Origin of the sequence: Nonomuraea sp. NPDC052634 (assembly GCF_040678535.1) — a bacterium.
Classification (GTDB): Bacteria; Actinomycetota; Actinomycetes; order Streptosporangiales; family Streptosporangiaceae; genus Nonomuraea; species Nonomuraea fastidiosa.
In genome coordinates this window covers 1,592,671-1,617,907 of the sequence record NZ_JBFATY010000001.1, presented here as the reverse complement: position 1 = coordinate 1,617,907, position 25,237 = coordinate 1,592,671, and the positions used below count along the sequence as shown (strand labels likewise).

The window sequence follows — 25,237 nt, the reverse complement described above, 5'->3', positions numbered from 1 at the left end:
TTTATAGCACGACCATGCCAAAAAGAATCTAGCATGACCGTGCTATAAAAGAGCCCGTGCCGAAGATCGTGGATCCGGAGGAGCGGCGGCGCGCGGTCGCCGAGGCGGTGTTCCGCGTGATCTGCCGCGACGGCATCGAGCAGGCGTCGCTGCGCAACGTCGCCGCCGAGGCCGGGCTGGCCATCGGCTCCGTACGCCATTACTTCGCCGGGCACACCGAGCTGATGGTGTTCGCGATGCGGGAGATGGCCGCGCGGCTGATGACCCGGCTGACCGCCCACGCCGAGCGCCTCCTCGACCCGTCCGCCCCGCTGTCGCCCGGCGAGCAGCGCGAGATCGTCGCCGGCATGCTCGCCGAGCTGCTGCCGCTGGACGACGAGCGCAGGACCGAGGTCGTCGTCTGGCTGTCCTTCGCGGCCGCCGCCCGCACCCGGCCGGAGCTGCGCGCGTACGCCGACGAGCTGTACGACGGGCTGCTCGCGCTCACCACCCGCGTGCTGGAAGGCGCGCGCCGCTCGGGGAGGCTGCGCCCGGGCGCCGACGTCGCCCTGGAGGCCCGCCGCCTCTGCGCCCTCCTCGACGGCCTGGCCCTGGAAGCCGCCTTCTACCCGGATCGGCTGGAGCCCGACACCCTCCTCGCCGTCCTCCGCACCCACCTCACCGCCCTGACCCCCGGCCCACCCTCCTGACCACGCCCCGTTGCCACGCCGCTGCCACGGCGCCTTGCCGCGCCTCACCGCTTCGCGGGTGCTGCGGTCGGGGCGCCTGGGTGACGGGTCAGGGCACAGAACGGGTGGAGAAGGTGGGTATACGAGGGCTTACCTGGGGTTTTGCCGGGTCGGTTGGCCGGATGCGGGGCATGATCGCGTACTGTTTCGTGACATGACGGCCGAGCTGGTGGCGAAGCGGGTGACGAACATCCTGGCACCTCAAGTGCTGGTGATCGTCATGCCGCCCGCCGTCGGGCTGCTCGCGCAGGGGTGGAGCGGCGCCGCCTGGGGGCTGGTGGCGTCGGCGCTCTGCGGCGGGGTGCCGGCGGCGGTGATCGCGGTGGGAGTGCGCAGAGGGTGGCTCGACTCGCATCACATCGTGGACCGCACGCGCCGCACCAAGCCGCTGCTCGCGGCCGTGGCGGCCGTGCTGGTCGCGCTGGTGCTGCTGATCCTCATGGGCGCGCCGACGCTGCTCGTGGCCACGGTGACGGCGATGCTGATCGCGCTGGGCGTGACCGTCCCGATCACGCTGCGCTGGAAGATCTCCTTTCACGCCGCCGTCTCCGCGGGCACGGTCGTGGTGCTCGCGCACGTGCTGCCCGCCTGGCCGGCCGTGCTCGGCGGGGCGGCCGTGGTGGCGCTGGTGTGCTGGGCGCGGGTACGGCTCTCGCACCACACCTGGTCCCAGGTCACCGCGGGGGCGGCGGTCGGCGCGCTCATCACGTGGGGGACGCTGGCCGCCTTCGGTCTCAGCTGACCGGCGGCGGAATAGGCGTGCGGGCGGCCGGGTTGCCGCCGGTATGGATGCCAAGAGCCGCGGCCGGGTGCGCGTCGAGCGTACGGCCAAGCGTGTCAGGACCTACCTCGGCGGCCGGGTGGTGGCCGACACCACCTCCGCCCTCCTGGTGTGGGAGGTGCCCTACTACCCCACCTACTACTTCCCGCCGGCCGACGTCGAGGAGTCCGCGCTCAAGCCGACCGGCGCGACCAAGCACTCCCCGAGCCGCGGCGACGCGGTGGTCTACAACGTCGTCTCCGGCACGTCGGAGGCCGCGGACGCCGCCCTCGTCTACCCCGACTCACCCCTTGAGGAGATCAGGGGCCACGTGCGGTTCGAGTGGGACGCCATGGACGCCTGGTTCGAGGAGGACGAGGAGGTCTTCTTCCACCCGCGCGACCCGTACACGCGGGTGGACATCCTCAGCAGCTCACGGCACGTCCGCATCGAGGTGGACGGCGTCACCGTGGCCGACTCGCACAGCCCGCGGCTGCTGTTCGAGACCGGGCTGCCCACCCGCTACTACCTGCCCAAGACCGACGTACGGCTCGACCTGCTGGAGCCCACCGGCACCGTCACGCACTGCCCGTACAAGGGCACGGCCGAGTACTGGTCGGTCAACGGCAAGAAGGACCTGGCCTGGTCCTACCGCACGCCGCTGCCCGAGAGCGAGAAGATCGCCGGGCTGATCGCGTTCTACGACGAGAAGCTCGACGTCTACGTGGACGGCGTGCTGCAGGACCGGCCGAAGACCAAGTTCGCCTGACTGGCGGGCGGTCAGGCGGCCGTGAGCAGGCGGGTCAGCACGCGGGTGCCGAACTCCAGGCCCTCCACCGGCACCCGCTCGTCCTTGCCGTGGAACATGCCGAAGTAGTCGAGGTCGGGACGGAGCATGAGCGGCGCGAAGCCGTAGCCCTTGATGCCGATCCTGGCGAACGACTTGGCGTCGGTGCCGCCCGCCATCACGTACGGCACCGGCCGCGCCTTCGGGTCCTCGGCCATCAGCGCCCCGGCCAGCTCGTCGAAGAACGCCGACGGGTAGGGCGCGCCTGGCGCGTCCTCCAGGTTGACGAACTCGCGGGTCACCTTCGGGCCGAGCAGGTCGTCGATCACGTCGAGGAACTCCTCCTGCAGCCCCGGCAGGTAGCGCCCGTCCACGTGCGCCTCGGCCGTGGAGGGCACGACGTTCACCTTGTAGCCGGCGTCCAGCATGGTGGGGTTCGCCGAGTTGCGGATCTGGCCCTTGAACAGGTGGCCGAGCGCGCCGAGCCGGGCCGCCTCGGCGTCCAGGCGGTCGAGGTCCACCGGCTGCCCGGTGATCTCACCGAGGTCCTTGATGAGCGCCGCGACCGGGGGCGTCAGGCGTACCGGCCACTCGTACGACGCCACCCGCGACAGGGCGTGCGCCAGCGTCGCGACCGGGTTGTCGGCCGGCGGGCGGGAGCCGTGACCGGCGACGCCGTGCGCGGTCAGCTTCATCCAGGCGGTGCCCCGCTCGCCCACCGCGATCGGGTAGACCCGGTGCTCGCCCGAGGTGACGCTGAACCCGCCCGACTCGCTGATGGCCTCGCTCACCCCGTCGAACAGCTCCCGGTGCTCGCCCACCGCGTGGCGCGAGCCGTAGTCGCCGGTCGCCTCCTCGTCGGCGAGGAACGCCAGCACCAGGTCGCGCTTGGGCCGCTCGCCGCGCTCCGCCATGCCGAGCACGGTCGCCAGCGTCATGGCGCACGAGCCCTTCATGTCGACCGCGCCCCTGCCGTACACGCAGTCGTCCACGATCTCGCCCGAGAACGGGTGCATGGCCCACTCGGACGGGTCGGCGGGCACCACGTCGAGATGGCCGTGGATCAGCAGCGCGTCGGGCGAGTCGCCGTCGATCCTGGTCACGACCGTGGTCCGCTTGGGCGCCGACTCGAAGACCACCGGCTCCATCCCGGCGTCGGCCAGCAGCGTGGCGACGTACTCGGCGGCCGGTCGCTCTCCGGAGCCGGGATTGGTGGTGTCGAACCTGATCAGGTCCGAGCAGATCTCGGCGACGCTCTTCACGCTCTCCCCTTCAGTGTCAGAGGCGGCACGTCGGGGGTCTCCATGTCGAAGATCAGCCCGTAGAAGGCCAGCTCGGCCTCCAGCACCGCGACGATGGTCTCTTCCCTGCGCCAGCCGTGCTGCTCGCCGGGGAAGGTGAGCAAAGCCCACTCTTTACCGTGTTTGTCCAGTTCGGCGGTGAACCGCTGGGCCTGGCTCACGTCCACGATCGCGTCCTCCAGGCCGTGCAGCATGAGGCACGGGCCCGACGCGCGGAAGGCGTTCAGGAGCGGGGAGCGTTCGGTGTAGCGCTGCCGCGTCTCGGGCAGCGGGCCCACCAGGCCGTCCAGATAGCGCGACTCGAAGTCGTGGGTCTCGGCGGCCCAGCTCTCCGGGTCGGTGATCGCGTAGTGCGCGACCCCGCCCGCGAACACGTCGCTGTGCACCAGCGCCGCCACCGTGGTCCAGCCGCCCGCGCTGCCGCCCCTGATGGCGATCCTGCTCGCGTCGGCCACGCCGCGCTCGACCAGCCCGCGCGCCACCTTGGCGCAGTCCTGCACGTCCACCACGCCCCACTGGTGGCGCAGCCGCTCCCGGTAGGCGCGGCCGTAGCCGGTCGAGCCGCCGTAGTTGACCACCGCGACGCCGATGCCCCTGCTGGTGAAGTAGGCGATCTCCAGGTCGAGCAGCAGCGGCATGGAGCCGGTGGGGCCGCCGTGCACGAAGATCACGTACGGGCCGGGTCCCTGCGCGCCGGACGGCGGGTACAGGTGTGCGTGCACGCCCTCGATCGTCACCGTCTCCGGGGCCGGCAGCAGCGCGCGGTCCGGCAGCGGCTTGGGCGGCGAGACGACCTCGTGCGCGCCGTCGTCCAGCCCGACCAGCGTGACCTCCAGCGGCGTGTACGGCGTCCCCTTCACCGCCGCCGCCTTGCCGCCCGCCACCGAGACGGTCGCCGACCAGTGGGTGGCGTCACCGCCGACCTCGCGCAGCTCGCCGGTCTCCGGGTCGAGCACGCCCAGGCGGCGGTGGTCGGCGGTGCCGTGCACGACCACCAGGCGGCCGTCCTCGGCCACCGCGAACGTGGCGAGGCCCGGCTTCCACATCGCCACGCCGAACTCCGACTCCATCGGGGTCAGGTTGCGGGCGGGGCCGCCGCCGAGCGGCACGAGGTGCACGTTCCACCAGCCGGTCGGATCGGTGACCGCGTACAGGCTGCCGGCGTCGCGCCACTCCGCCTGCGTGACCGACTCGCTCGGGCCGCCCGCCACCACCTCGTACGGCCCCGCCGTGCCGTCGTCGTTCAGCGGCGCGACGCACAGCTCCGTGCCGTCCCAGGGCATGTTCGGGTGGTCCCAGCCGATCCAGGCGACCTTGCGGCCGTCGGGGGAGATGCGCGGGTTCATCAGGAAGTGCTGCGCTTTGACGATGACCCGTACGCCGCCGCCGTCCAGCGGCACCGCCACCAGGTCGCGCACGTCGTTCGTCTCCCTGACCGCCCACACCTCGGCGCGGCCCGGCGGCAGGTACAGGTCGCCGTAGCGCGACGGGCCCTCGGGCGTGAGCGGCACCGGCGTCCCGCCGTCGTCCAGGCGGTAGAGGCGCTGGTCGGACCAGTTCGTGAAGACCAGGCCGCCGCCGGGCAGCGGACGCCAGGAGCGGCCGCCGTACTCGACGAGCCGGTTGCGCGCGTTCCAGCCCTCGGGGAGCGCGTCCGTACGGGTGCCGTCCGGCAGGCGGCGGACCACGCAGCGCCGTCCGCCCTCGTGCGGGCGGGGCTCGTCCCACCAGACCTCGACCCCGGCGGCGGTGGCCACCGCCTCCACCCATTGGGGGCCGCCGTCGGTCCTGGCCACGTCGATCGGGCTAATGCTCATAACTCACCAATTGCCGTTGGTACTCGGAGGAAGAGGAACGTCTGGAGGGTGTAGCACGTACACGATGCCGCCGCTTCCCGAACGTCGGAGCCACACGTGCTCGAACGCGGCCCGCGGGTAGACCCGCCTGACCTCGTCGTCCGTGGGAGCGGCGGGATCGTTGACCACGACGTCGCCGCCGGCCGTGAAGCCGGTGACGACCAGGATGTGGCCGTCGGTGCTGTAGCAGGAGCCGGGCAGCTCGTGCGCCTTGAACGACTGCGAGGTGATCACCGGGATGCCGGCCCTGATGAACGGCTCGAGCTCCGCCGCCGACCGCAGCCGGGTCACGAAGCCTTTCAGACCGTAGCGGCCGGCGTAGGCCACGTTGAACGGCCAGTTGCCGGTGCCCTGGTAGCTCGCGTCGTACGTGCCCGCCGCCGCGTGGTCCACCGCCGGTGCGGGGTCGCCGTCGCCCACCCAGGCCAGCTCGTCCGGCGACGGGCCGCGGCCCCAGTACGCCAGCACCATCGCCACCGAGGCCGGGCTGCACCAGTTGGCGCCGCCGCCGTCGTAGCGCGGGTGGTGACCGGCGTGCGCGTACTGCGAGTGGCGGGGCACGTCCAGCTCCACCGCGCCGCCGGGGCCGAAAACGCTCGTGGACGGCGGGCGGGGTGGCAGGGCCGAGGCCATCACGCCCAGCCCGGTCACCTCGGCGCCGCCGCCGTGCCAGGTCACCCGTACCTGGTAGGCCGTCACCGGCCGCCTGGCCACGAACGTGTCCACCGCGACGTCGCCGTCCTCGTCGCCCTGGCCGGGCACCGACGTGCGCGGGTCGCCGTGCTCGGACCAGCGGCCCATGACGTACCACTTGGTCCACCTGCCCGGCTCCGCGGCGGGCCTGGCGCGTAACGCGATCTCGATCCATGAGCCGGGCGGGGTGCGGGCCGTCCACGACGGGATGATCTGGGTGGCGGCGAAGCCGATCGGGTGCTCCTCGCTCGTCCACTCCGCGCTTTCCTGGACCGTCGGTACGGTGCCTTCCGGAGCCGTCGGCACGGGGCTTCCGAGGAGCGTCGCCGCAGGGCTTCCGGGGGTCGTCGGCGCGGGGCTCCCCGGGGTCGTCGATGCGGCGTTTTCCGGGGTCGTCGGTATGGCGAAGCGGGTGAAGGCGACGCGGGCCGGATCGACGGTGAGCACCAGCCACATTGTGGTTTTGCGCGGCATGTCGCACATCGGATGGTTTACGTACCGGGGGATTGTCGGTCCGCCACCTTAGGGTTCGGCTCATGACTCCTGTATCTCAACGGCACACGCGCCCCGGGCGTCGCCCCGCGGGCCCCATCCCCTGGCACCGCCCTGCGGACGCCGGCAGGCCCGCCCCCACGCTCTCCGGCGAGGGGCCGTCACCCGGCTTACCGGCGGCGCGGGAGGTGGCGCCGTGAGCGCCGAGGAGGAGCCGGTCGCCGCGTCGTGGGCGGCGGTGGCGGCGGCCATCGGCTCCGGCGACGCCGATGTGGCCGCCGACCTCCTGCTCCGCCTCGACCCCCGCACGTTGTCGCCCGGCCCGCACACGCACGGGCACCCCGGCCCTGCGGCTCTCGCAGAGGACGCGGTGCCGGCCTCCGAGGGGCCCGGCCCGCGGGTTGCTGCGGAGCACGGCTTGCGCGCCTCTGAGCGGCCCGGCCCGCGGGTTGCTGCGGAGCACGGCTTGCGCGCCTCCGAGCGCTCCGGCCGGCGGGACGCCTCCCGTGCGCCTTACGGGCCTGACTCGCAGGCTCCCCTGGACCGCGGCATTGATGCCGCCGAGCGGTCCGCGCTGCGGGCTCCTGCGCAGGACGCTTCCGGCGCGCCGTACGAGCCCGGCGTGCCGGAGCCTTCAGAGGACGGCCTGCAGGTCGCCGCTGATCGGACAGGTCCGCAGGCTCTGGTGGAGCATGGCCCGCACGCGGCTCGCCACGCCGGGCCCCAGGCACCGCATCACGCCACCTGCAAAGGCCGTCACTCGGAGCACGGGCGGCGGCGGGGACGATCGGGCGGCGCGGGCCCGCGTGGTGGGCGCGTCCGGAGTGACGACGATCCCGGCGACGCCGCCCTGTTCGGGCTGCTCGCCGACGCCATGGCCGGGCGTACGGCGGAGTGGCGGGCCGAGTTCGCCACCCGGGCCGCGCTCAAGCTGGTCCCTGGGCCGCGACGGCGCGGCGGACCCGGGCAGGGTGTCCGCATGGTGCTCGCCCTGCTACGCCACACCGGCGTGGTGCCGCCCGTACACGACCCGCTCGTCCTCACCTGGGCCGCGTGCACGCCCGACGCCGCCGCGCTGCGCGCCGACCCGCTGCTCGACCACCTCGTGCCGAGGCTGTTCGACGCCGATGGCGTCGGGGCGCTGCTGCGGGACGAACGCTCAAACCCGCCCAAGCCCCGCTCCTGGCTGGCCGCGCTGCACGAGCTCGCCGCCGACGGGCGGATCGAGCGCGACCTGCTGCTCGACGGGTGCCTGCGGCGTTTCCTGCGCGGCGGGCAGCCCGCCGACCTGCGCTTCTTCGTACGCCTGCACGAGCTGCTCCAACCCACCTACGACGAGGTGAGCGGGCGCCGCAGCGCCTACCTGGAGCTGCTGTCCGCCGCGCCAGGGGCGGTCGCCGAGACGGTGCTCAGGCACGTACGGCGGCTCGGGGACCTGGAGCCCGGCGAGGTGACCGGGGCGCTGCGGGCGTTGCTGTCCAGGCGGGAACGCAAGCTCCAGACGGCCGGCGTCACCTGGCTCGACGAGGTCGCCGCCGCCGATCCGGCCGCCGGGCTCGACGAGCTGGCGTCGGCGCTCGGGCGCGCGTTCGGTTCGGAATCCGCTGACGTGCAGGGGCGGGCCGTGCGGGTGGCGGTCAAGCACGCCAAGCGGTTCACCGCCGACGGAGCGCGGGCGATCAGGGAGGCGGCGCAGGCACTGCCGCAGGAGCTGCGGGAGACGCTGGCGGCCGTCTTCGGCGGGAAGACGGGGGAGGGGGCCCGGCATCCCGACGGCTTCCGCCCCGTGCCGCTGCCCGAACCGCTTCCTGTTGGAGCGTTCCCTTCGCCGGTGCGGGCGGCGTACGAGCTGGATCCCTGGCCGGGTGCCGGGTGGCAGGATGCGGAACGGTGGCTCGCCGGAGTCGTCCATCTGTACGGTCACGACCCGATCGGTCTCGCCGCCCGGCTCACCACTCGCCGCCCGCCCCCGAACCCGCCGTCCGGCCCCTGGCTGGACATCGACCAGTGGGCTCAGGCGATCACTCGCCTCATCCTCACCCTGCCCCGCACCACCAGGCCGCGCAGAGGTGCCGCCACTCGCTTATCCGGCCGTACGAGCCGGGTCGGCGGGGGTGTCGCGGGCGACGCAGGGCGCGGTGGAGACGGCTCCGGCACCACCCTCGCCGCTCGTGGGGCAGGCATCATGCCCGGCGCGCGGGCGGCGGGCGTCCCTCCCGCCGCCCGCGAGGTCGGCGTCGCACCTGGCGGCCAGGGGGCCGTCGCCGCCATCCGTGCGGGTGAGGGGGACGTCGGCTTCGGAGAGAGCGGGTTTGGCGTCGCGGCGGGCGCGCGTGAGGTGGGCGGCGTGTCCTCGGCTGCCTTGCAGCGGCTGCCGCAAGCCGGGGATGTGCCGGGGCCGCACCTGTTCCTGCTGCGGCGCTGGGCCGAGGTGCACGATGCGCTCGCGGCCGGAACGCCCCCGCCTTACCTGCTCGCCGAGCCCACCGACGACGCCGGAGGGCTCGACCCCGCGGTCCTGGTCGAGCGGCTGGCGGGCTACGAGCGGGCCGGGGCCGAGGCCCTGCCCGCCGACCTGCAGCAGGCGCTGCTACGGCTGCCACGCGTGATCCCGCAGGAGGTGGTGGTGCGCGCGGCCGGGCTCACGTCCGAGGCCGGCCGGGCCGCTGCCCGCTGGATGACCGGTGGGCGGCCGGAGCCGGTCGCCGAACTCCTCTGGTGGTGCCCCATCCTCGGCGGCCCCGGCGTGGACCTGTCCGGCGCCGCCCTGACAGAGCCCGCCCTGGCGAAGTCCGGCGCGTCCGGCGCGTCCGGTCCCGATCTGGCGGAGGCCGGTCCGTACGGCGTGTCCGGTCCTGGCCTGGCGGAGTCTGGCGTGTCTGGCGTGTCTGGTTCCGGCCTGGCGGAGTCCGGTTCGTACGGCGCATCCGGTTCCGGCGTGGCCGGTGCTCCCGGGACCGGCACGGGCGCTGCTCGCCACGGCGGTCCGGGCGGTGAAGGCGCCGGCCGGGGCCGGGGCGTCGGCGGGTCTGCCGGTGAGGCGGCACCGCACGACAGGTGGCAGTGTTGTGCGGCGAGGGCCGGACGGGTGCATGAGCTGGGCGCGCGCCTGCGGCTGGCCGCGCCGACCGGGCTGGCGCTGGTGGACGGGCTGCTGGGCGGCTCGGCGGCGCACGGGTTACGCGATCACGGCGGTTACCTGGGGTGGTGGCCGTACCTGATGCCGTCGGATCGCGAGGCCGTGGCGGCGTACTTCGTTCCGCATCTCATGGAGCGGTGGCGGCGGGCACGAGTGGAGGCGGCGCAGGCGCCGGCCCTGGCGGCGGCGGGTGGGCCGCCCGGGGACGCGCTCGCGCTCGTCGTGGCCTACCTCGCGGCGGACCGGTCGCGGGCGGCGGCGAAGGAGCGGGCCCGCCCGGTCGTCGAGCTGGCCGCGCGCGGGGAGCTGGACGCCGAACGGGTGGGACGGCGGCTCGCGCTGCTGCTCCGCCGTACGGAGCTCAAGCCGGGCCCGGCGTTCGAGACCCTGGAAGCGGCGGCGGCGCTCGGCGCGCAACGGGAGGTGTGGCGGATCATGACCGCGTTCCTGCCGGGGTTCCTGCCGGGGCCGGGGGAGCGGCCGCACACCCGGCACACCCAAGGGCTCGTCTTCGCGCTGCGGGCCGCAAGGTGGGCGGGGGCGCGCGGTGCGGTGCCGTGCGTGGCGGAGATCGCCGGGCGCAAGGCGTCGAACACGTTCGTGCGTGAGGCCCGCCGCCTGCACACCTATCTCACCTGATGCCGGCGGTTCGGGGGCGCACGCCTTGTGCCCCCGAAACCGGCCGTTACAAGTAGAGGCCGGTCGACTCGTCGCCGGGCGTCGGGGTGATCTCGCGGCCCGCGCGCAGCGCATACAGCTGGGCCAGGGTGGCGCCCGACGGGCCGACGCCCTCGGACGTGCCGAGCCACGCGATCGCCTCCTCCTTGCTCAGCGGCCCCACCTCCAGCTGCGCCAGGCAGCGGCCGGGGCGGACGACGGCGGGGTGGAGGCGGGCGAGGTCCTCGTTCGTGGTGATCGCGACGAGCACGTCGCGGCCCTGCCCGAGCAGCCCGTCGGTGAGGTTGAGCAGCCGGGAGAGCCCTTGGCCCGCCTGCGCCTTGGCGCCGGAGCTGATGAGCTCGTCGCAGTCTTCGAGTACGAGCAGCCGCCAGCGCTGGGACTCCTCGTCGGTGTCGTAGCCGACGGCGACCTCCATGAGGTAGCCGGGCTCGTTGAACAGCCGCTCGGGGTCGAGCACGCAGTCGACCTGGCACCAGTCGCGCCACTGCTTGGCGAGGGTGCGCAGCAGCGTGGTCTTGCCGGTGCCGGGCTCGCCGTGCAGCAGGATGAGGCGGCCGTTGACGTCCTCAGGCGTGATCGACATGAGCCGGTCGAGCGCGGGGCGGATCTTGGCCGAGTAGTTGCCGCTGATCTCCGACCAGGGCTGCGCCGTGATCGGCTTCTCGGACCGGGTGCCGCCGTGCATGCCGCGCCACCAGAAGCCCATCTCCACGTGATCGGCTTCTGGTACGGGCTCTTCCGCCCCCTCGATGCTCTCCGCGAGCACGCTCTGGGCGAGGTCCTCGTTGACCGCGGTCACGCTGACCGTCGCCGTCCGGTTGCGGTGGCGCACGACCCGCAGCGTCCAGCCGTCTCCGCAGATGAGCTTCGACTCCGGGCCGTCCTCGACCCGGGCGGTGCGCAGCACCCGGCCGCCGGCGGGGGCGAGCGGGGCGTCAGGGCGTACGCGCTCCAGGTTGGCCAGGCGCGACCACGGCTGCACGCCTGTCGCGAACGGCGACAGCGCCAGCGCGTCGATCACGTCGATGGCGGAGTCGGCGTCGTCGATCCAGATGTTCATCGGGAGCTCAGAGGAGTCCGGGCTGGGGAACGGCACCTCCTTGATCACAGACATACCGTTGATGATCTCCGTCTCGGGGCCGTATGTCGACGAGTTTTCGGCTGGGGACACGTATATCCCTCTGAGCGTACCCGGCCGGGTGATGAGGAGGGGGCCGGGCGCGCCAGCCCCTATGGCGTAGGGGATTCGGAGCGCTTCGCCATGCGTAGACCAACATCGCCCGGTACCTTGTGACGTCGGGTAAATCAGTGCTTAAGCGGAGGTATGGGGGAAGTGTCGAAAGTCACGTTCCGCGAGCGGGCGAGGTACTGGTTCGACAACACCATGTCGAAGGGCACGGCCTCGCTCATCGGGTGGCTGGCGATCGTGTCGCTCGCGCTCATCGTGGTCGTGACCGGGTTGACGCTGTGGCTGGCCCCCAACGAGCCCGAAGGTGTGCAGCACGCCGGCGAGGTGGCGTGGATCGCCCTCATGCACGCGCTCAGCCCGGGCAAGGTGGCCAGCGACGAGGGCTCGTTCGCGTACGTGGCGGTCATGTTCGCGATGTCGCTCGGCGGGTTGTTCATCGTCAGCATGCTCGTCGGTCTGCTGTCCAACGGGTTGAAGCAGAAGGTGGACCGGCTGCGCAGAGGGCGCTCGCGGATCGTGGAATCGGGGCACACGGTGATCCTCGGCTGGTCCGACCAGGTCTTCACGATCATCTCCGAGCTGGCCAAGGCCCAGGCCAGCCAGAAGCACTCCGTCATCTCGATTCTCGCGGAACGTGACAAATTGGAGATGGAGGAGGAGATCCGCGAGCGGCTCGGCGACCTCGGCCACACCCGCGTCGTCTGCCGTACGGGACGCCCGACCGAGCCGCGCGACCTGGAGCTGATGAACCTCGCCACCGCCCGCTCCGTTGTCGTGCTCTCGCCCGAGCGCGACGACCCCGACGCCCACGTCATCAAGATCCTGCTCGCGCTGGCCAAGCGCGAGGGCATCCGCCCGCCCGTGGTGGCCGCACTCACCTCCAGCCGCAACATGGCCGCCGCCCGCCTGGCCGGTGGTGACGACGTGCACCTGGTCGACTCCGACGACACCGCCTCCCGCCTGATCGTGCAGTCGTCCCGCCAGTCCGGCATGTCCGTGGTCTGCATGGACCTGCTGAACTTCGACGGCGGCGAGATCTACCTGCGCACCCCGAAGAAGCTCATCGGCGTCACGTACGGAGAGGCGCTGCACGCGTACGAGACCGCCTCCGTGATCGGCCTGCGCCGCCCGACCGGCGTCGTGCTCAACCCGCCGTTCGACACCGTCATCAACGCCGACGACCAGGTGATCGTCATCGCCAACGACGACTCCCACGTCCGGCTGGCCGCCGACGAGCCGCACATCGAGGAGGCGGCGATCATCGCGTCGGAGAAGGCGCCCACCGAGCCCGAGCGCACGCTGCTGCTCAACTGGAACGGCCGCGCCGAGCAGATCATCCGCTACCTCGACGGCTACGTCGCCCCCGGCTCGGTGCTGGAGGTCGCGACCGACCACCCCAAGGCCGCCATGGAGCTCACGGGCCTGCGCAACCTCACCGTCAACGTCAAGGACTGCGACACCACCGACAGGTTCGCGCTGGAGGCGCTCGGCGTCGGCCTGTTCCAGCACGTCATCGTGCTCTCCGACGACCGCTTCGACCCGCACCACGCCGACACCCGCACGCTCATGACGCTGCTGCAGCTGCGCGACATGCAAAAGACGCTCGGCGAGCACTACTCGATCGTCAGCGAGATGCACGACGAGAACAACCGCGCCCTGGCCGAGGTCACCGAGGCCGACGACATCGTGATCAGCAACACGGTCATCGGCCTGCTGCTCGCCCAGCTCGCCGAGAACCGGCACCTGGCCGAGGTGTTCTCCTACCTCTTCGACTCGCGCGGCTCGGAGATCTACCCGCGCCCGGCCACCGACTACGTGAAGACGGGCGTGGAGGTGTCGTTCTCCACCGTCGTGGAGGCCGCGCGGCGCAGGGGCGAGACCGCCATCGGCTACCGCGACAACAGCGCCAGGAACGATCCGCCGCACTACGGCATCGTCCTCAACCCCGACAAGAGGAAGCCGATCGTGCTGGGCGAGCGCGACTCCGTCATCGTGCTGTCCGAACGCTGATTGCCGCAACGAGAGATTGGGTTAGCGTTTCTGCCGTGAGGACCATCGACTGGGTGGACGGCGCCGTCGAGATCATCGACCAGACCCTGCTGCCCGACAAGTGCGTCACGCTGCGCATCCACACCGTCGCCGAGCTGATCGACGCCATTCAGCGGCTGGCGGTGCGCGGCGCGCCCGCGCTCGGCGTGGCGGGGGCGCTCGGCGTCGTGCTGGCCGACGGCGACCCCGACCAGATCGCCGCGCTGCGCGCCGCCCGGCCCACCGCGGTCAACCTCGCCTGGGGCGTCGACCAGGCGGCCGCCCACCTGAGCGAGGGCCGTGAGGCCGTGCTGGCCGCCGCCCTGCGCGTACGCGACGACGACCTGGCCGCCAGCAGGGCCATGGGCGAGCGCGGCGCCGACCTGCTCGAAGGCGACCGCCTGCGCGTCATGACCGTGTGCAACACCGGCGGGCTCGCCGCCGTCGAGCGCGGCACCGCGCTCAGCGTCGTGCAGACGCTGCACGAGCGCGGGCGGCTGGCCGAGGTGCTGGTGCTGGAGACCCGGCCGCTGCTGCAGGGCGCCCGGCTCACCACCTGGGAGCTGGCCAGGATGGGCGCGCCCCACCGGCTCATCGCCGACTCCGCGGGCCCCTACCTGCTGGCGCAGGCCGACGTCGACGCGGTGCTCATCGGCGCCGACCGCATCGCCGCCAACGGCGACACCGCCAACAAGATCGGCTCGTACGCGCTGGCGCTCGGCGCGGAGCGGGCCGGCGTGCCGTTCATCGTGGTCGCGCCCGAGTCCACGATCGACCCCGACACCCCGTCGGGCGACAAGATCGAGATCGAGGACCGCGGGGCCGAGGAGATCGTCTCCATCCGCGGCGTGCGCATCGCCCCCGAGGGCACGCAGGCGCTCAACCCGGCCTTCGACGTGACGCCCCACGACCTCATCACCGCGATCGTGACCGAGCAGCGGGTCATCAGACCGTAAAGGAATATCGCCGATCCCCTGACCGGTCCGCGCCCTCCGGGTTACGCTCAGTTGCCAAGACAGCGAATCTCGGAGCTCACGGTGGCCATCGACCTGGTGTTAAGGCGCGAATGGAACGCCCGCGCCCCGCGCGGCGACTACACACAGCTCGACTCCACCAAAGGAGTCAAGGTCCACTACACGGGCGGCAGGGTCGACGAGGCCATCGTGTCCGACCATGCCCGTTGCGTGGCGTTGGTACGTTCCATCCAGGCCTACCACATGGACGGCAACGGCTGGATCGACATCGGCTACAGCTACGTCGCCTGCCCGCACCGCAAGGTGTTCGAGGGCCGGGGCCTGCACCACCTGCCCGCCGCCAACGGCCCGGGGCTGAACGCCGGCCACTACGCCGTGCTCGGCCTGGTCGGCAACGCCGGCCTGGTCCGCCCGCCCGACGGCGTGCTGCACGCCATCGTCGACGCCATCGAGTTCGTCCGGCGGAACGGCAGCGCCGGCAAGGAGATCAAGGGCCACCGCGACGGCTACGCCACCGACTGCCCCGGCGAGCCCCTCTACGCCTGGGTGCGGCGCGGCGCGCCCCGCCCGGCCGGCGGCGACGAGGGCGGCGGCCCTCCTGCGGCTCCGCCGTTCCCCGGACGGCTGCTCGGCTACCCGCCCGTGATGCACGGCGAGGACGTGCTCACCTGGCAGTCGCAGATGCGGCGGCGCGGCTGGGAGCTGGACGTCGACGGCGCGTACGGACCGCAGTCGCGCGACGTGTGCCGCCGCTTCCAGCGGCAGCAGGGCGTGACCGCCGACGGCATCGTGGGACCGATCACCTGGCGCCTGACCTGGGAGGGTTAGACCCGGGGTTACTGGGTTCGGGGGGTTCCGCCTACTATCCGAACCATGGAACTGGCAGCGGGGTTCGCTCCCACCTCACGGGACGACTGGCGGGCGCTGGCCGCGCAGGTGCTGCGCAAGTCGGGGATCGAGACGGACTCCCCGGAGCAGGCGCTGTCCAGGACGACGTACGACGGGCTGACGATCGCGCCGCTCTACGACGCGAACGACCTGCCCGGCGACCCCGGCCGCCCCGGAGCCGCCCCCTACGTGCGGGGCTCGCGCGTGCGCGGCGGCTGGGACGTGCGGCAGCGGCACGCCGTGCCCGACCCCGATGCCGTGCTCGCCGACCTGGAGAACGGCGTCACCTCGCTCTGGCTGGTCGTCGGCGACGGCGCCATCCCGGTGAGCGCGCTCGGCACCGTGCTCAAGGACGTCTACCTGGACCTCGCGCCCATCGTCCTGGAAGCGGGGGAGCAGACCCCCGAGGCCGCCGAGGCCCTGCTCGCGCTGGCCGCCGAGCGCGGCGTCGAGCCGTCCGGCAACCTGGGCGCCTCGGCGGCGCGCGGCACCGGCGGTGCCGAGCTGGCGCAGCGCTGCCTGGAGCGGCATCCGGGGCTGCGGGCCGTGACCGTGGACGCCACGCCGTACCACGACGCGGGCGGCAGCGACGCCGAGGAGCTGGCCTGCTCGATCGCGGCGGGCGTCGCCGAGCTGCGCGCGCTCACCGCTGCCGGGCTCAGCGCCGAACAGGCGCTCGGGCAGATCGAGTTCCGGTACGCCGCCACCGCCGACCAGTTCGCCACCATCGCCAAGCTGCGGGCCGCGCGCCGCCTGTGGGCCAGGGTCGCCGAGGTCTGCGGCGCGCCCGGCGCGGGCGGCCAGCTGCAGCACGCCGTCACCGGCTCGGCCATGATGACCGTCCGCGACCCGTGGGTGAACCTGCTGCGCACCACCCTGGCCTGCTTCGGCGCCGGGGTCGGCGGGGCCGCGGCGATCACCGTGCAGCCGTTCGACGCCTGCCTCGGGCTGCCCGACGACTTCTCCAGGCGGCTCGCCCGCAACATCCAGTCGCTGCTGCTCGAGGAGTCGGGGCTCGGGCGCGTCATCGACCCGGCCGGCGGCTCCTGGTACGTCGAACGCCGCACCGCCGACCTCGCCTCCGCCGCGTGGTCCTTCTTCCAGGAGATCGAGGCGGCCGGCGGCATCCTGGAGGCGGGGACGCTGATCGCCGAGCGCATCGCCGCCACCCGCGCGCGCCGCGACGACGACATCGCGCACCGCCGCTTCCCCATCACCGGGGTGAGCGAGTTCCCCGACCCGGCCGAGAAGCCGCTGCGCCGCGCTAGCGCGCCCGTGCCGCGCGAGTCCGGGTCCGGGCTGCCGAGGATCCGGTACGCCGAGCCGTACGAGCGGCTGCGCGACCTCGCCGACGCCCAGCCCGAGCGGCCCACGGTGTTCCTGGCCACGATCGGCCCCCTGGCCGCCCACAGCGCGCGGGCCACGTTCGCCGCCAACCTGTTCCAGGCGGGCGGCCTCGCCGTCGAGACCGCGGGGCCCGGCACCGACCCCGAGGAGATCGCCGCCGCGTTCGCCGCCAGCGGCACCTCCGTCGCCTGCCTGTGCTCCACCGACCGGCTCTACGAGCAGCACGCCGTCTCCGTCGCGGCCGCGCTGCGCAGGGCCGGGGCGAAGAAGGTGTGGCTGGCGGGGAAGGGACGTTACGAGGGGGTGGACGCGAACCTCTACGCCGGTTGCGACGTGCCGGCCGTGCTCCGCGAGACGTTCGACGACCTGGAGGTGACCCGATGATCCCGGACTTCTCCGGCATCCCGCTCGGCCCCCTGCCCGAGCCCGCAGGGGCCCCCGAGCCGGACGGCGAGGTGTGGGAGACGCCCGAGGGCATCGCGGTCAAGCCGCTCTACACCGCCGCCGATCTGGACGGGCTCGACTTCCTGCGCACCTACCCGGGCGCGCCGCCGTACCTGCGCGGGCCGTACCCCACCATGTACGTCAACCAGCCGTGGACCATCCGCCAGTACGCCGGCTTCTCCACCGCCGAGGACTCCAACGCCTTCTACCGGCGCAACCTGGCGGCCGGGCAGAAGGGCCTGTCGGTGGCGTTCGACCTGGCCACGCACCGCGGCTACGACTCCGACCACCCGCGCGTCGCGGGCGACGTGGGCATGGCGGGGGTCGCGATCGACTCGATCTACGACATGCGGCAGCTCTTCGAGGGCATCCCGCTCGACCGCATGTCGGTGTCCATGACCATGAACGGCGCGGTGCTGCCCGTCCTGGCCCTCTACATCGTGGCGGCGGAGGAGCAGGGCGTCGCGCCCGAGCAGCTCGCGGGGACCATTCAGAACGACATCCTCAAGGAGTTCATGGTCCGCAACACCTACATCTATCCACCGGCGCCGTCGATGCGCATTATTTCGGATATTTTCGCTTATACGAGCGAAAAGATGCCGAAATTCAATTCCATCAGTATTTCCGGCTATCACATCCAGGAAGCCGGCGCCACGCTGGACCTGGAGCTGGCCTACACGCTCGCCGACGGCGTCGAATACCTGCGCGCGGGCACCGCCGCCGGGCTCGACATCGACCGGTTCGCGCCCCGGCTGTCGTTCTTCTGGTGCATCGGCATGAACTTCTTCATGGAGGTCGCCAAGCTGCGCGCCGCCCGGCTGCTGTGGGCCAAACTCGTCTCGCAGTTCGGGGCGAAGAACCCCAAGTCGCTCAGTTTGCGTACGCACAGCCAGACCTCCGGCTGGTCGCTGACCGCCCAGGACGTCTTCAACAACGTCGCCCGCACCTGCGTCGAGGCCATGGCCGCCACCCAGGGCCACACCCAGTCGCTGCACACCAACGCCCTCGACGAGGCGCTCGCCCTGCCCAGCGACTTCTCCGCCCGCATCGCCCGCAACACCCAGCTCCTCCTGCAGCAGGAGTCCGGCACCACGCACGTCATCGACCCGTGGGGCGGCTCCTACTACGTCGAACGCCTCACCCACGACCTCGCCGCCCGCGCCTGGCAGCACATCCAGGAGGTCGAGGAGGCCGGCGGCATGGCCAAGGCCATCGAGGCGGGGCTGCCCAAGCTGCGCATCGAGGAGGCCGCCGCCCGTACGCAGGCCCGCATCGACTCCGGCAGGCAGCCGGTGATCGGCGTCAACAAGTACCGGGCCGACGAGGACCGCGACATCGAGGTGCTCAAGGTCGACAACAGCGCCGTACGCGCGAGCCAGCTCGAAAAACTCGCCCGGCTCAAGGCCGAACGCGACCCCGACGCCGTGCGGCGCGCTCTCGACGCGCTCACCAAGGCCGCCTCGCACCCCGCGCCCGGCCTGGAGCACAACCTGCTCAAGCTGTCCGTGGACGCCGCCCGCGCCAAGGCCACCGTGGGCGAGATCTCCGAGGCCCTGGAGAAGGTGTTCGGGCGGCACGCCGAGCCGGTGCGTACGATCACTGGCGTGTACCGCGACGAGTCAGGCCAGGCCGCCGGCATCGAGCGGGCCCGCCGCGCCTGCGACGCCTTCGCCGAGACCGAGGGGCGCAGGCCGCGCATCCTGGTCGCCAAGATGGGGCAGGACGGCCACGACCGCGGCCAGAAGGTGATCGCCACCGCCTTCGCCGACCTCGGCTTCGACGTCGACGTCGGCCCGCTGTTCCAGACCCCTGAGGAGGTCGCCAGGCAGGCGGTCGAGGCCGACGTGCACATCGTCGGCGTCTCGACGCTGGCCGGCGGGCACCTCACGCTGGTGCCCGCGCTGCGCGACGCGCTCGCCGCGCTCGACGCCTCCGACATCATGATCGTCGTCGGCGGCGTCATCCCGCCCGGCGACGAGGACGCGCTGCGCGCCGCAGGCGCCGCCGCCATCTTCCCGCCCGGCACCGTCATCGCCGACGCCGCCTTGGACCTCCTGGAGCAGCTCAGCAAGCGCCACTAGCCGGGCGCGGCCCCCGAAGCGCCGCCGGTCCTGGCGGCTCAGGCGGCGGGCGTCAGTAGGTGCCCTGCTCGCACATCGGGACCGAGACCGTGCGCTCGACGGCCACCGGCGCGGTGATGCGCAGCGTCACGCGGTGCACGCCGCCGGTGCTGCGCAGGGTGCGGGGCGCGGCGAGGTAGCGCTCGCCGTTCGCCGAGATCACCGCCGAGGAGCGGCCGATCGCGGTGCCGTCGACCAGCCAGGTGTAGCTGAACGTCGTCGCCGCGCCGCTGCGCCGCACCAGCGCCTGCAGCGTCACCTGGCCGCCCGACCAGCAGTCGCCGGTCCTGGTGCCGCCCGCGCGCACGTAGACGAGGCGCAGCCGGTTCGTCGCGTTCGACGCGGTCTGCGTCTTGCGGTCGTCGGCCGGGAGCGTGGACGCGGTGACATCCGGGCCGGCGGTGGACCGCTGGGCGCCCGCATCCGACGACTCCTCGGCCGGCTGCTCCTCGGACGACGGCGGCTCGGCCGGCGCGGTGGCGGGCCGGGTGGCCGCAGGTGTGGTGGGGACGTTGCTGGTGGCGGGCACATTCCCCGTCTTCGGGGTGGGTTCGGTCGGGGTGAGCCAGATGATCGCGGCGCCCAGCACGCATACGGACACACCGGAGACGCCCGCGATGGCCAGCGTCTTGACCCGGCGCCGCCGCGACGGACGGGCCGCGGGCCGCTCCTGGCCGTCCCCGCCGTCCCCGGTTCCCTGACCGCTCTCCTGGCCGCTCGCCGCCGTGCCGCCCGTGGTGCCCTGGCCGACGGCGGCGATCAGGCTGCCCGTCGCGCCGGGCGCGCCTGCGAACCCGCCCGCCGGAGCGCCGAACCCGGCGGACGCAGAGCCGGAGCCGCCCGCCGACGAACCCGGGCCGCCCGCCGCAGCGCCGAACCCGGTCGAGCCGGAGCCTCCAGCGGCCGGGCCCGACCCGCCCGTCCTGTCCCCGAAGCCGGGGCGCGCAGACGCCGGCTCGAAGCCGTGGGCACCCGCCCCGCCACCGGAGCCGGCGTGGTCGCGGGGCGATCGCGTACCTGCCGGCGGCGCGTCGAAGGCGACCGGCGCGCCCAGCGGCACGGCGCTCCCTCGCCGGTCCCGGGCGCCGGAGGGCGGCTCCACCGGCGACGACAGGTCGAACAGCGCCTGCAACGACGCGGCCGTCTGGCCGTTCTGGGCGCTCACGTCGTGCCCGCCCTGCTCGGGCCCGCGCCGCTCCTCGCGGGAGCGCTCGCCCCCATGAGCCTGGGCGTCGTCCGAACGGGCCGCGCCATGGGCGTCACGCGGGTGCCCGCCCGCAGCGTGGGCCTCTGCGGCCTGGGCCGCGCCCGGCCGGTCAGAAGGGGCGTCCTGGGCGGCGGCGGAGCCGAAGTCGCGGGTGGTGGCCTCGGCGGGACGGCGGCGCGGCAACGGCGGCACGTTCTGCCGGTCGGGTGTGTCGTAGGCGTCCGGGGCGGCGTGCGGTGCCAGGGTGCGCCGGGAGGGCGAGGTCAGCTTGAGCAGCACGTCACGCATGGACGGCCGCGCGCCCGGGTCCTTGGCCAGGCAGGCGGTGACGACGTCGCGCAGCGGCCGCTCCAGCTCACCGAGCTCCGGCTCGTCGTGCAGGATGCGGTTGATCACGGCGGGCAGCGCGTCGTCGCCGAACGGCGGCACGCCGGTGGCCGCGAACACGATGACCGAGGCCCACGAGAACACGTCGGCCGCCGCGCCCACCGGCCGCCCGGCGAGCTGCTCGGGCGCCATGTACGCGGGCGTCCCCACGATGTTGCTGGTGGCCTTCATGCCCGAGCCGAGCACCGCGGCGATGCCGAAGTCCACGAGCTTCGCGCCGTCGGGGCCGAGCAGCACGTTGGACGGCGTGAGGTCGCCGTGCACGACGCCGGCCTGGTGAATGGCGTCGAGCGCGGTCGCGGTGGCCACGGCGAGCCGCTGCAGCTCCGCGCCGCCGCGCCGGCCCGCCTGCTGCAACGAGGGCCCGTCCACGTACTCGGAGACGATGTACGGCCTGCCGCTGGTCGAGGCGTCGAGCACCCGCGCGAGGCAGAACGGCTCGACCTTGCGCGCGGCGGCGACGGCCGCGGCCAGGCGGTCGTCCACGGCCAGGCCCTCGCGCAGCAGCTTGACGGCGACCGGGGTTCCGTTGCGTGCCTGGCCGAGGTAGACGACACCGTGGCCGCCCGCGCCGAGGCGTCCGACCAGCCGGTAGGGCCCCACCGCTGCCGGGTCGCCCTCGCGGAGGGGTTCGACGTTGGGCATGAGGGGAGTGACTCCTGTGACGGCTGTGAAACGAACTCCAGCACCCTACTGGCAAAAGTCAACATTTGTCAGAAGTTAGGCTCATCAACTGCGAAGAAAGGGGTGGTGGGGTGCACTCGCTGGAGGACTACGTCCGGGGCGTGCGAGCCGGTTCCCGTACGTGGATCGCCCGCGCGATCACGCTGGTCGAGTCGACCAGGGCCGATCACAACGCGCTCGCGCAGCGGCTGCTCGTCGAGCTGACCCCGCTGACCGGGCAGGCCCGCAGGGTGGGCGTGTCCGGCGTGCCGGGTGTGGGGAAGTCCACGTTCATCGACGCGCTCGGCACGAAGCTGACCGGCGAGGGGCACAAGGTCGCCGTGCTGGCCGTGGACCCGTCGTCCACCAGGACGGGCGGCAGCATCCTCGGCGACAAGACCCGCATGGCCCGCCTGGCCGCCGACCCCGGCGCCTTCATCCGGCCCTCGCCCACCTCCGGCACCCTCGGCGGCGTGGCCAAGGCCACCAGGGAGGCCATGGTCGTGGTGGAGGCGGCCGGCTTCGACGTCGTCGTGGTGGAGACCGTCGGCGTCGGGCAGTCGGAGACCACGGTGGCCGACATGGTGGACACGTTCCTGCTGCTCACCCTGGCCCGCACCGGCGACCAGCTCCAGGGCATCAAGAAGGGCGTGCTGGAGCTGGCCGACGTCATTGCGGTCAACAAGGCCGACGGCGAGTACGCGCTGCCCGCCAAGAAGGCGGCGCGCGAGCTGGCGGGCGCGCTGCGCATGCTGCGTACGGACTCGGCCCCGCCGCCCGTGCTGACCTGCAGCGCGCTGACCGGCGAGGGGCTGGACGAGGTCTGGGAGAAGGTGCTCGCCCACCAGGACGGCCTCGACCTGGCCGCCAAGCGCCGCCGCCAGCAGGTGGACTGGACCTGGGCGCTGGTGCGCGACCGGCTGCTCGCCGAGTTGCGCACGCACCCCCGGGTGGCGGAGATCAGCGCGGAGGTCGAGCGCGCGGTGCTGGCGGGGGAGGTGACCCCCGCGCTGGCCGCGGAGCGCATTCTGTCCGCATTCACCCGATCCTGATCCGGCAGGCGGAGCAGCATCGGAACCCCTCAGGTTGAGATACCTCTCCCGGGGATGAGGATTCCCCCTCCGCCCCGCTCCGGCCCGGCGAAACCGCCGTGTGATCCGTGCCACGATGGCGCGCAACCGACGTGGGGGAGGGGCGCACATGGGTGCGGATTCGATGCTGCCCGGAAGGGTGACCGACGAGCTCGAGGAGTACGGCCGCCTCCTCGACCGCCACGGCATCACCTGGGGAGAACCGGAGATCCATTACGTGAAGTTCTTCGCCCGGCGGAAGGTTCTGCCGCCTGCGCTTTTCGACCGCTTCTGGAGCCTGGTCCACCAGGCCGTGGCGGACGAACATCCGGGCGAGCCATGTGACCGGCTCGCCGCCCGGCTCGCCGAGCCCGACTACGACCGCGTCCTGCGCGACACCCTCGACGGGGAGCTGCCGGGACACCTCGTCGCCGTCCGCATCGGGCCAGGCGCGGTCTCGCTGGAGGGCGCGCCGCGCACAGTGCTGGTCACCGCAGAGGACACGGCGGGGAGGCGTGCGGAGGCGGGCGGGCGGCTTGCGGAGGTGGAGGCGGGCGGGAAACCTGCCGAGGCGGCCGGGCGGGGAGGCTCCGCCGCACCCTGGCAGGGGGAGCGGGCGCCGCTGCCGGGACGCGGGGTAGAGCGGATCTCGCTGCTGTTCGACTCCAGGCGCGACGAGCCCTGCACGGTCAGCGTGGACGACACCCGGCGGGTGCTCGCGCCGCGCGGCGCCTGGCTGGTCGAGGCGGACCAGGACAGCGTGATCGTGGTGGGCGGCGAGCGCGTACGCCTGGACAGCCTGCTGCGTCCCGTGCGCGCGGCCAGGCTGCGCCTGTCGGCGGGGCTGCCGTGCCGGTGGAGCGTGGTGGCCGAGGACGGCAGCGGCTGGTTCCCGTCCGGCGTGCCGCACCGCTACGACTACCACGGCCGCCCGTACTTCCACGGCGACGACCTCGTGGTGGAGGTCCCCTGCCTGCCGCTGACCGTGCGGGTGGCCAGGGGCATGGAGTACGGCGAGCGCGAGCTGGCGCTCACCCCGGTCCCCGGCGCCGAGCAGCTCGTCGAGCTGATCCCGGACCGCCTGTACGACGCCGCCGCCCGCGGCTGGTACGGCGGCGACCTGCACGTCCACCTCAACTGGGCGGGCGACCTGGTGGCCGTGCCCGCCGACGCGGCCGCCGCGCAGCTCGGTGAGGACCTGCACGTGCTCAACCTGCTGGCGGGCAACGTGTCGGGCCGCCGCGTGTACGACAGGGAGGCGCTCGAACACTGGACCGGCCGCGACCTGCCATGGTCGGACGCCACCCACGTGGCCAGGATGGGCGTCGAGTACCGCAACGACCTGCTCGGCCACATCTACGCCTTCGCGCCGCGCTCGGCCCCCGGCCGCTATCACACGGGGTTCGAGGACGACGCCGACTGGCCGCCGAACGCCGACGGGCTGCGCGAGCTGCGCGGACTCGGGGCGCTCGTCGGCTACAGCCACCCCTTCCACGGCGCGATCGGCGACGGGGACTCGCCGTCCGGCGTGGTCTCGCCGGTGCCGCGCGACTGCACCGCCCGCGAGCTGGTCGCCGACGCCGCGCTCGGGCTCGTGGACAGCCTCGACGTGCTCACCCACGCCTCCATCCCGGCCACGGCGGCCGTCTACCGGCGGCTGATCGGCGCGGGCAACCGGCTGGCGGTCACCGCGGGCACGGACGCGATGATCTCCTTCACGCGTTCCGACACCCACTCGAACCCGCCCGGCTGGGCGCGCGTCTACGCGCAGGTCGAGGGCGAGCTGACCGCGCGCTCGTTCGCCGCCGCCGTGCGCGCGGGCCGCACGTTCGCCACCACCGGCCCGTGGCTTGAGCTGGACGTCAACGGCCACGGCCCCGGCCACGTCATCCACGCCACGGAGGGCGACCGGGTCACGGTCACGGCCGCCGCCGTCGGGCCCGAGGTGGTGGCGGTCCGCATCCGCACCGCCGAGGGCGTGCGCGCCGGGGCCGAGCGGCTGGCACCCGACGGCCGCGACGGCGGTGACGACGTGCTGACGGTGACGGCGGAGCTGACGCTGGACGCGCCCACGTACGTGGTGGCCGAGGCGCTCTGCGAGCCGCACCCGCGCACGCTGACCGCCACCGGGTACGCGCTGACCAGCCCCGTCTACGTGAACGTGGACGGCAGGCCGGTGGCGCGGCGCGAGGACGTGCTGTGGTGCCTGGAGTGGCTTGACCTGCTGGAGGAGCTGATCCGCCAGCACGGGAGGCTGGTGAGCCCGTACCAGTTCGGCGACCACATGTCCCTGCTGGAACAGGCCAGGACGGTCTACCTGAGCCGCCTGGAGTCCTGAGCCGCCCCGCATCGAGGACACGGGCCTGCCACTGGGGCCGCCTGGAGTCCTGCGCCGGCCTCATCGAAAAGACGGGCCCGCCACGGCGGGCCCGTTCGCATGCCCGGGCCCTGCTCATTCGAGCCTCTGGCCGAGTGTGTTAAAT

The 25,237-nt window shown here is 73.2% G+C and carries 16 protein-coding genes; 11 read left to right on the top strand and 5 right to left on the bottom strand.

Features of this window, described 5'->3' with window-relative positions; genetic code table 11:
• Nucleotides 1-56 precede the first annotated feature (56 nt).
• From AB0K67_RS07275 to AB0K67_RS07265, 3 genes are all read left to right on the top strand, one after another.
• Complete coding sequence (locus tag AB0K67_RS07275; RefSeq protein WP_364054322.1) at nt 57-689, top strand: TetR family transcriptional regulator C-terminal domain-containing protein; 633 nt, start codon at nt 57-59, stop codon at nt 687-689.
• A gap of 193 nt (nt 690-882) precedes the next feature.
• A complete protein-coding gene (locus tag AB0K67_RS07270) occupies nt 883-1,470 on the top strand; it encodes a hypothetical protein (protein ID WP_364054319.1) in 588 nt (195 codons plus the stop codon).
• 43 nt (nt 1,471-1,513) lie between these two features.
• A complete protein-coding gene (locus tag AB0K67_RS07265) occupies nt 1,514-2,257 on the top strand; it encodes a DUF427 domain-containing protein (protein ID WP_364054316.1) in 744 nt (247 codons plus the stop codon).
• Between the two features lie 11 nt (nt 2,258-2,268).
• Here AB0K67_RS07265 and AB0K67_RS07260 read toward each other — a convergent pair whose 3' ends face one another.
• From AB0K67_RS07260 to AB0K67_RS07250, 3 genes are read right to left on the bottom strand one after another with little or no spacing between them, the layout of a single operon-like run.
• Nucleotides 2,269-3,537 carry a M20/M25/M40 family metallo-hydrolase gene (locus AB0K67_RS07260; RefSeq protein WP_364054313.1) on the bottom strand — a complete coding sequence of 423 codons (1,269 nt, stop codon included), beginning with the start codon at nt 3,535-3,537 and terminating at the stop codon, nt 2,269-2,271.
• A complete protein-coding gene (locus tag AB0K67_RS07255; RefSeq protein WP_364054310.1) occupies nt 3,534-5,393 on the bottom strand; it encodes a prolyl oligopeptidase family serine peptidase in 1,860 nt (619 codons plus the stop codon). Before AB0K67_RS07255 ends, AB0K67_RS07260 begins: the two co-directional genes overlap by 4 nt.
• Nucleotides 5,394-5,396: 3 nt before the next feature.
• A complete protein-coding gene (locus tag AB0K67_RS07250; RefSeq protein WP_364054307.1) occupies nt 5,397-6,599 on the bottom strand; it encodes a C39 family peptidase in 1,203 nt (400 codons plus the stop codon).
• A 214-nt stretch (nt 6,600-6,813) separates the two neighbouring features.
• Here AB0K67_RS07250 and AB0K67_RS07245 point away from each other — a divergent pair, with 214 nt between their 5' ends.
• Nucleotides 6,814-10,395, top strand: coding sequence for a DUF6493 family protein (locus AB0K67_RS07245; RefSeq protein ID WP_364054304.1), 3,582 nt, complete (start codon nt 6,814-6,816; stop codon nt 10,393-10,395).
• Between the two features lie 46 nt (nt 10,396-10,441).
• Here the strand turns inward: AB0K67_RS07245 and AB0K67_RS07240 are convergent, their stop codons facing one another.
• Complete coding sequence (locus tag AB0K67_RS07240) at nt 10,442-11,551, bottom strand: DUF5925 domain-containing protein (RefSeq protein ID WP_364054301.1); 1,110 nt, start codon at nt 11,549-11,551, stop codon at nt 10,442-10,444.
• Nucleotides 11,552-11,761: 210 nt separating this feature from the next.
• Here AB0K67_RS07240 and AB0K67_RS07235 point away from each other — a divergent pair, with 210 nt between their 5' ends.
• The 5 genes from AB0K67_RS07235 to scpA all read left to right on the top strand — a co-directional run bounded on the left by AB0K67_RS07235 (nt 11,762) and on the right by scpA (nt 19,388).
• Entirely contained in the window at nt 11,762-13,636 is a 1,875-nt protein-coding gene (locus tag AB0K67_RS07235) for a TrkA C-terminal domain-containing protein (protein ID WP_364054298.1), read from the top strand.
• 35 nt (nt 13,637-13,671) lie between these two features.
• Entirely contained in the window at nt 13,672-14,610 is a 939-nt protein-coding gene (gene mtnA / locus AB0K67_RS07230; RefSeq protein WP_364054295.1) for an S-methyl-5-thioribose-1-phosphate isomerase, read from the top strand.
• Between the two features lie 81 nt (nt 14,611-14,691).
• On the top strand, nt 14,692-15,456 hold the full coding sequence (locus tag AB0K67_RS07225) for an N-acetylmuramoyl-L-alanine amidase (protein WP_364054292.1): 765 nt from the start codon (nt 14,692-14,694) through the stop codon (nt 15,454-15,456).
• A gap of 45 nt (nt 15,457-15,501) precedes the next feature.
• On the top strand, nt 15,502-17,247 hold the full coding sequence (locus AB0K67_RS07220; protein ID WP_364054289.1) for a methylmalonyl-CoA mutase family protein: 1,746 nt from the start codon (nt 15,502-15,504) through the stop codon (nt 17,245-17,247).
• Complete coding sequence (scpA, locus tag AB0K67_RS07215) at nt 17,244-19,388, top strand: methylmalonyl-CoA mutase (protein WP_364054286.1); 2,145 nt, start codon at nt 17,244-17,246, stop codon at nt 19,386-19,388. Before AB0K67_RS07220 ends, scpA begins: the two co-directional genes overlap by 4 nt.
• A gap of 52 nt (nt 19,389-19,440) precedes the next feature.
• Here scpA and AB0K67_RS07210 read toward each other — a convergent pair whose 3' ends face one another.
• Nucleotides 19,441-21,666, bottom strand: coding sequence for a serine/threonine-protein kinase (locus AB0K67_RS07210; RefSeq protein WP_364054283.1), 2,226 nt, complete (start codon nt 21,664-21,666; stop codon nt 19,441-19,443).
• Nucleotides 21,667-21,776: 110 nt separating this feature from the next.
• On the opposite strand from AB0K67_RS07210, the gene meaB reads away from it, so the two are divergent.
• Together meaB and AB0K67_RS07200 are read left to right on the top strand one after the other, a co-directional pair.
• The gene (meaB, locus tag AB0K67_RS07205; protein ID WP_364054280.1) at nt 21,777-22,736 is read left to right on the top strand and encodes a methylmalonyl Co-A mutase-associated GTPase MeaB; all 960 of its coding nucleotides are present in this window, start codon (nt 21,777-21,779) and stop codon (nt 22,734-22,736) included.
• Between the two features lie 148 nt (nt 22,737-22,884).
• Nucleotides 22,885-25,092, top strand: coding sequence for a CehA/McbA family metallohydrolase (locus tag AB0K67_RS07200; RefSeq protein WP_364054277.1), 2,208 nt, complete (start codon nt 22,885-22,887; stop codon nt 25,090-25,092).
• Nucleotides 25,093-25,237 lie beyond the last annotated feature (145 nt).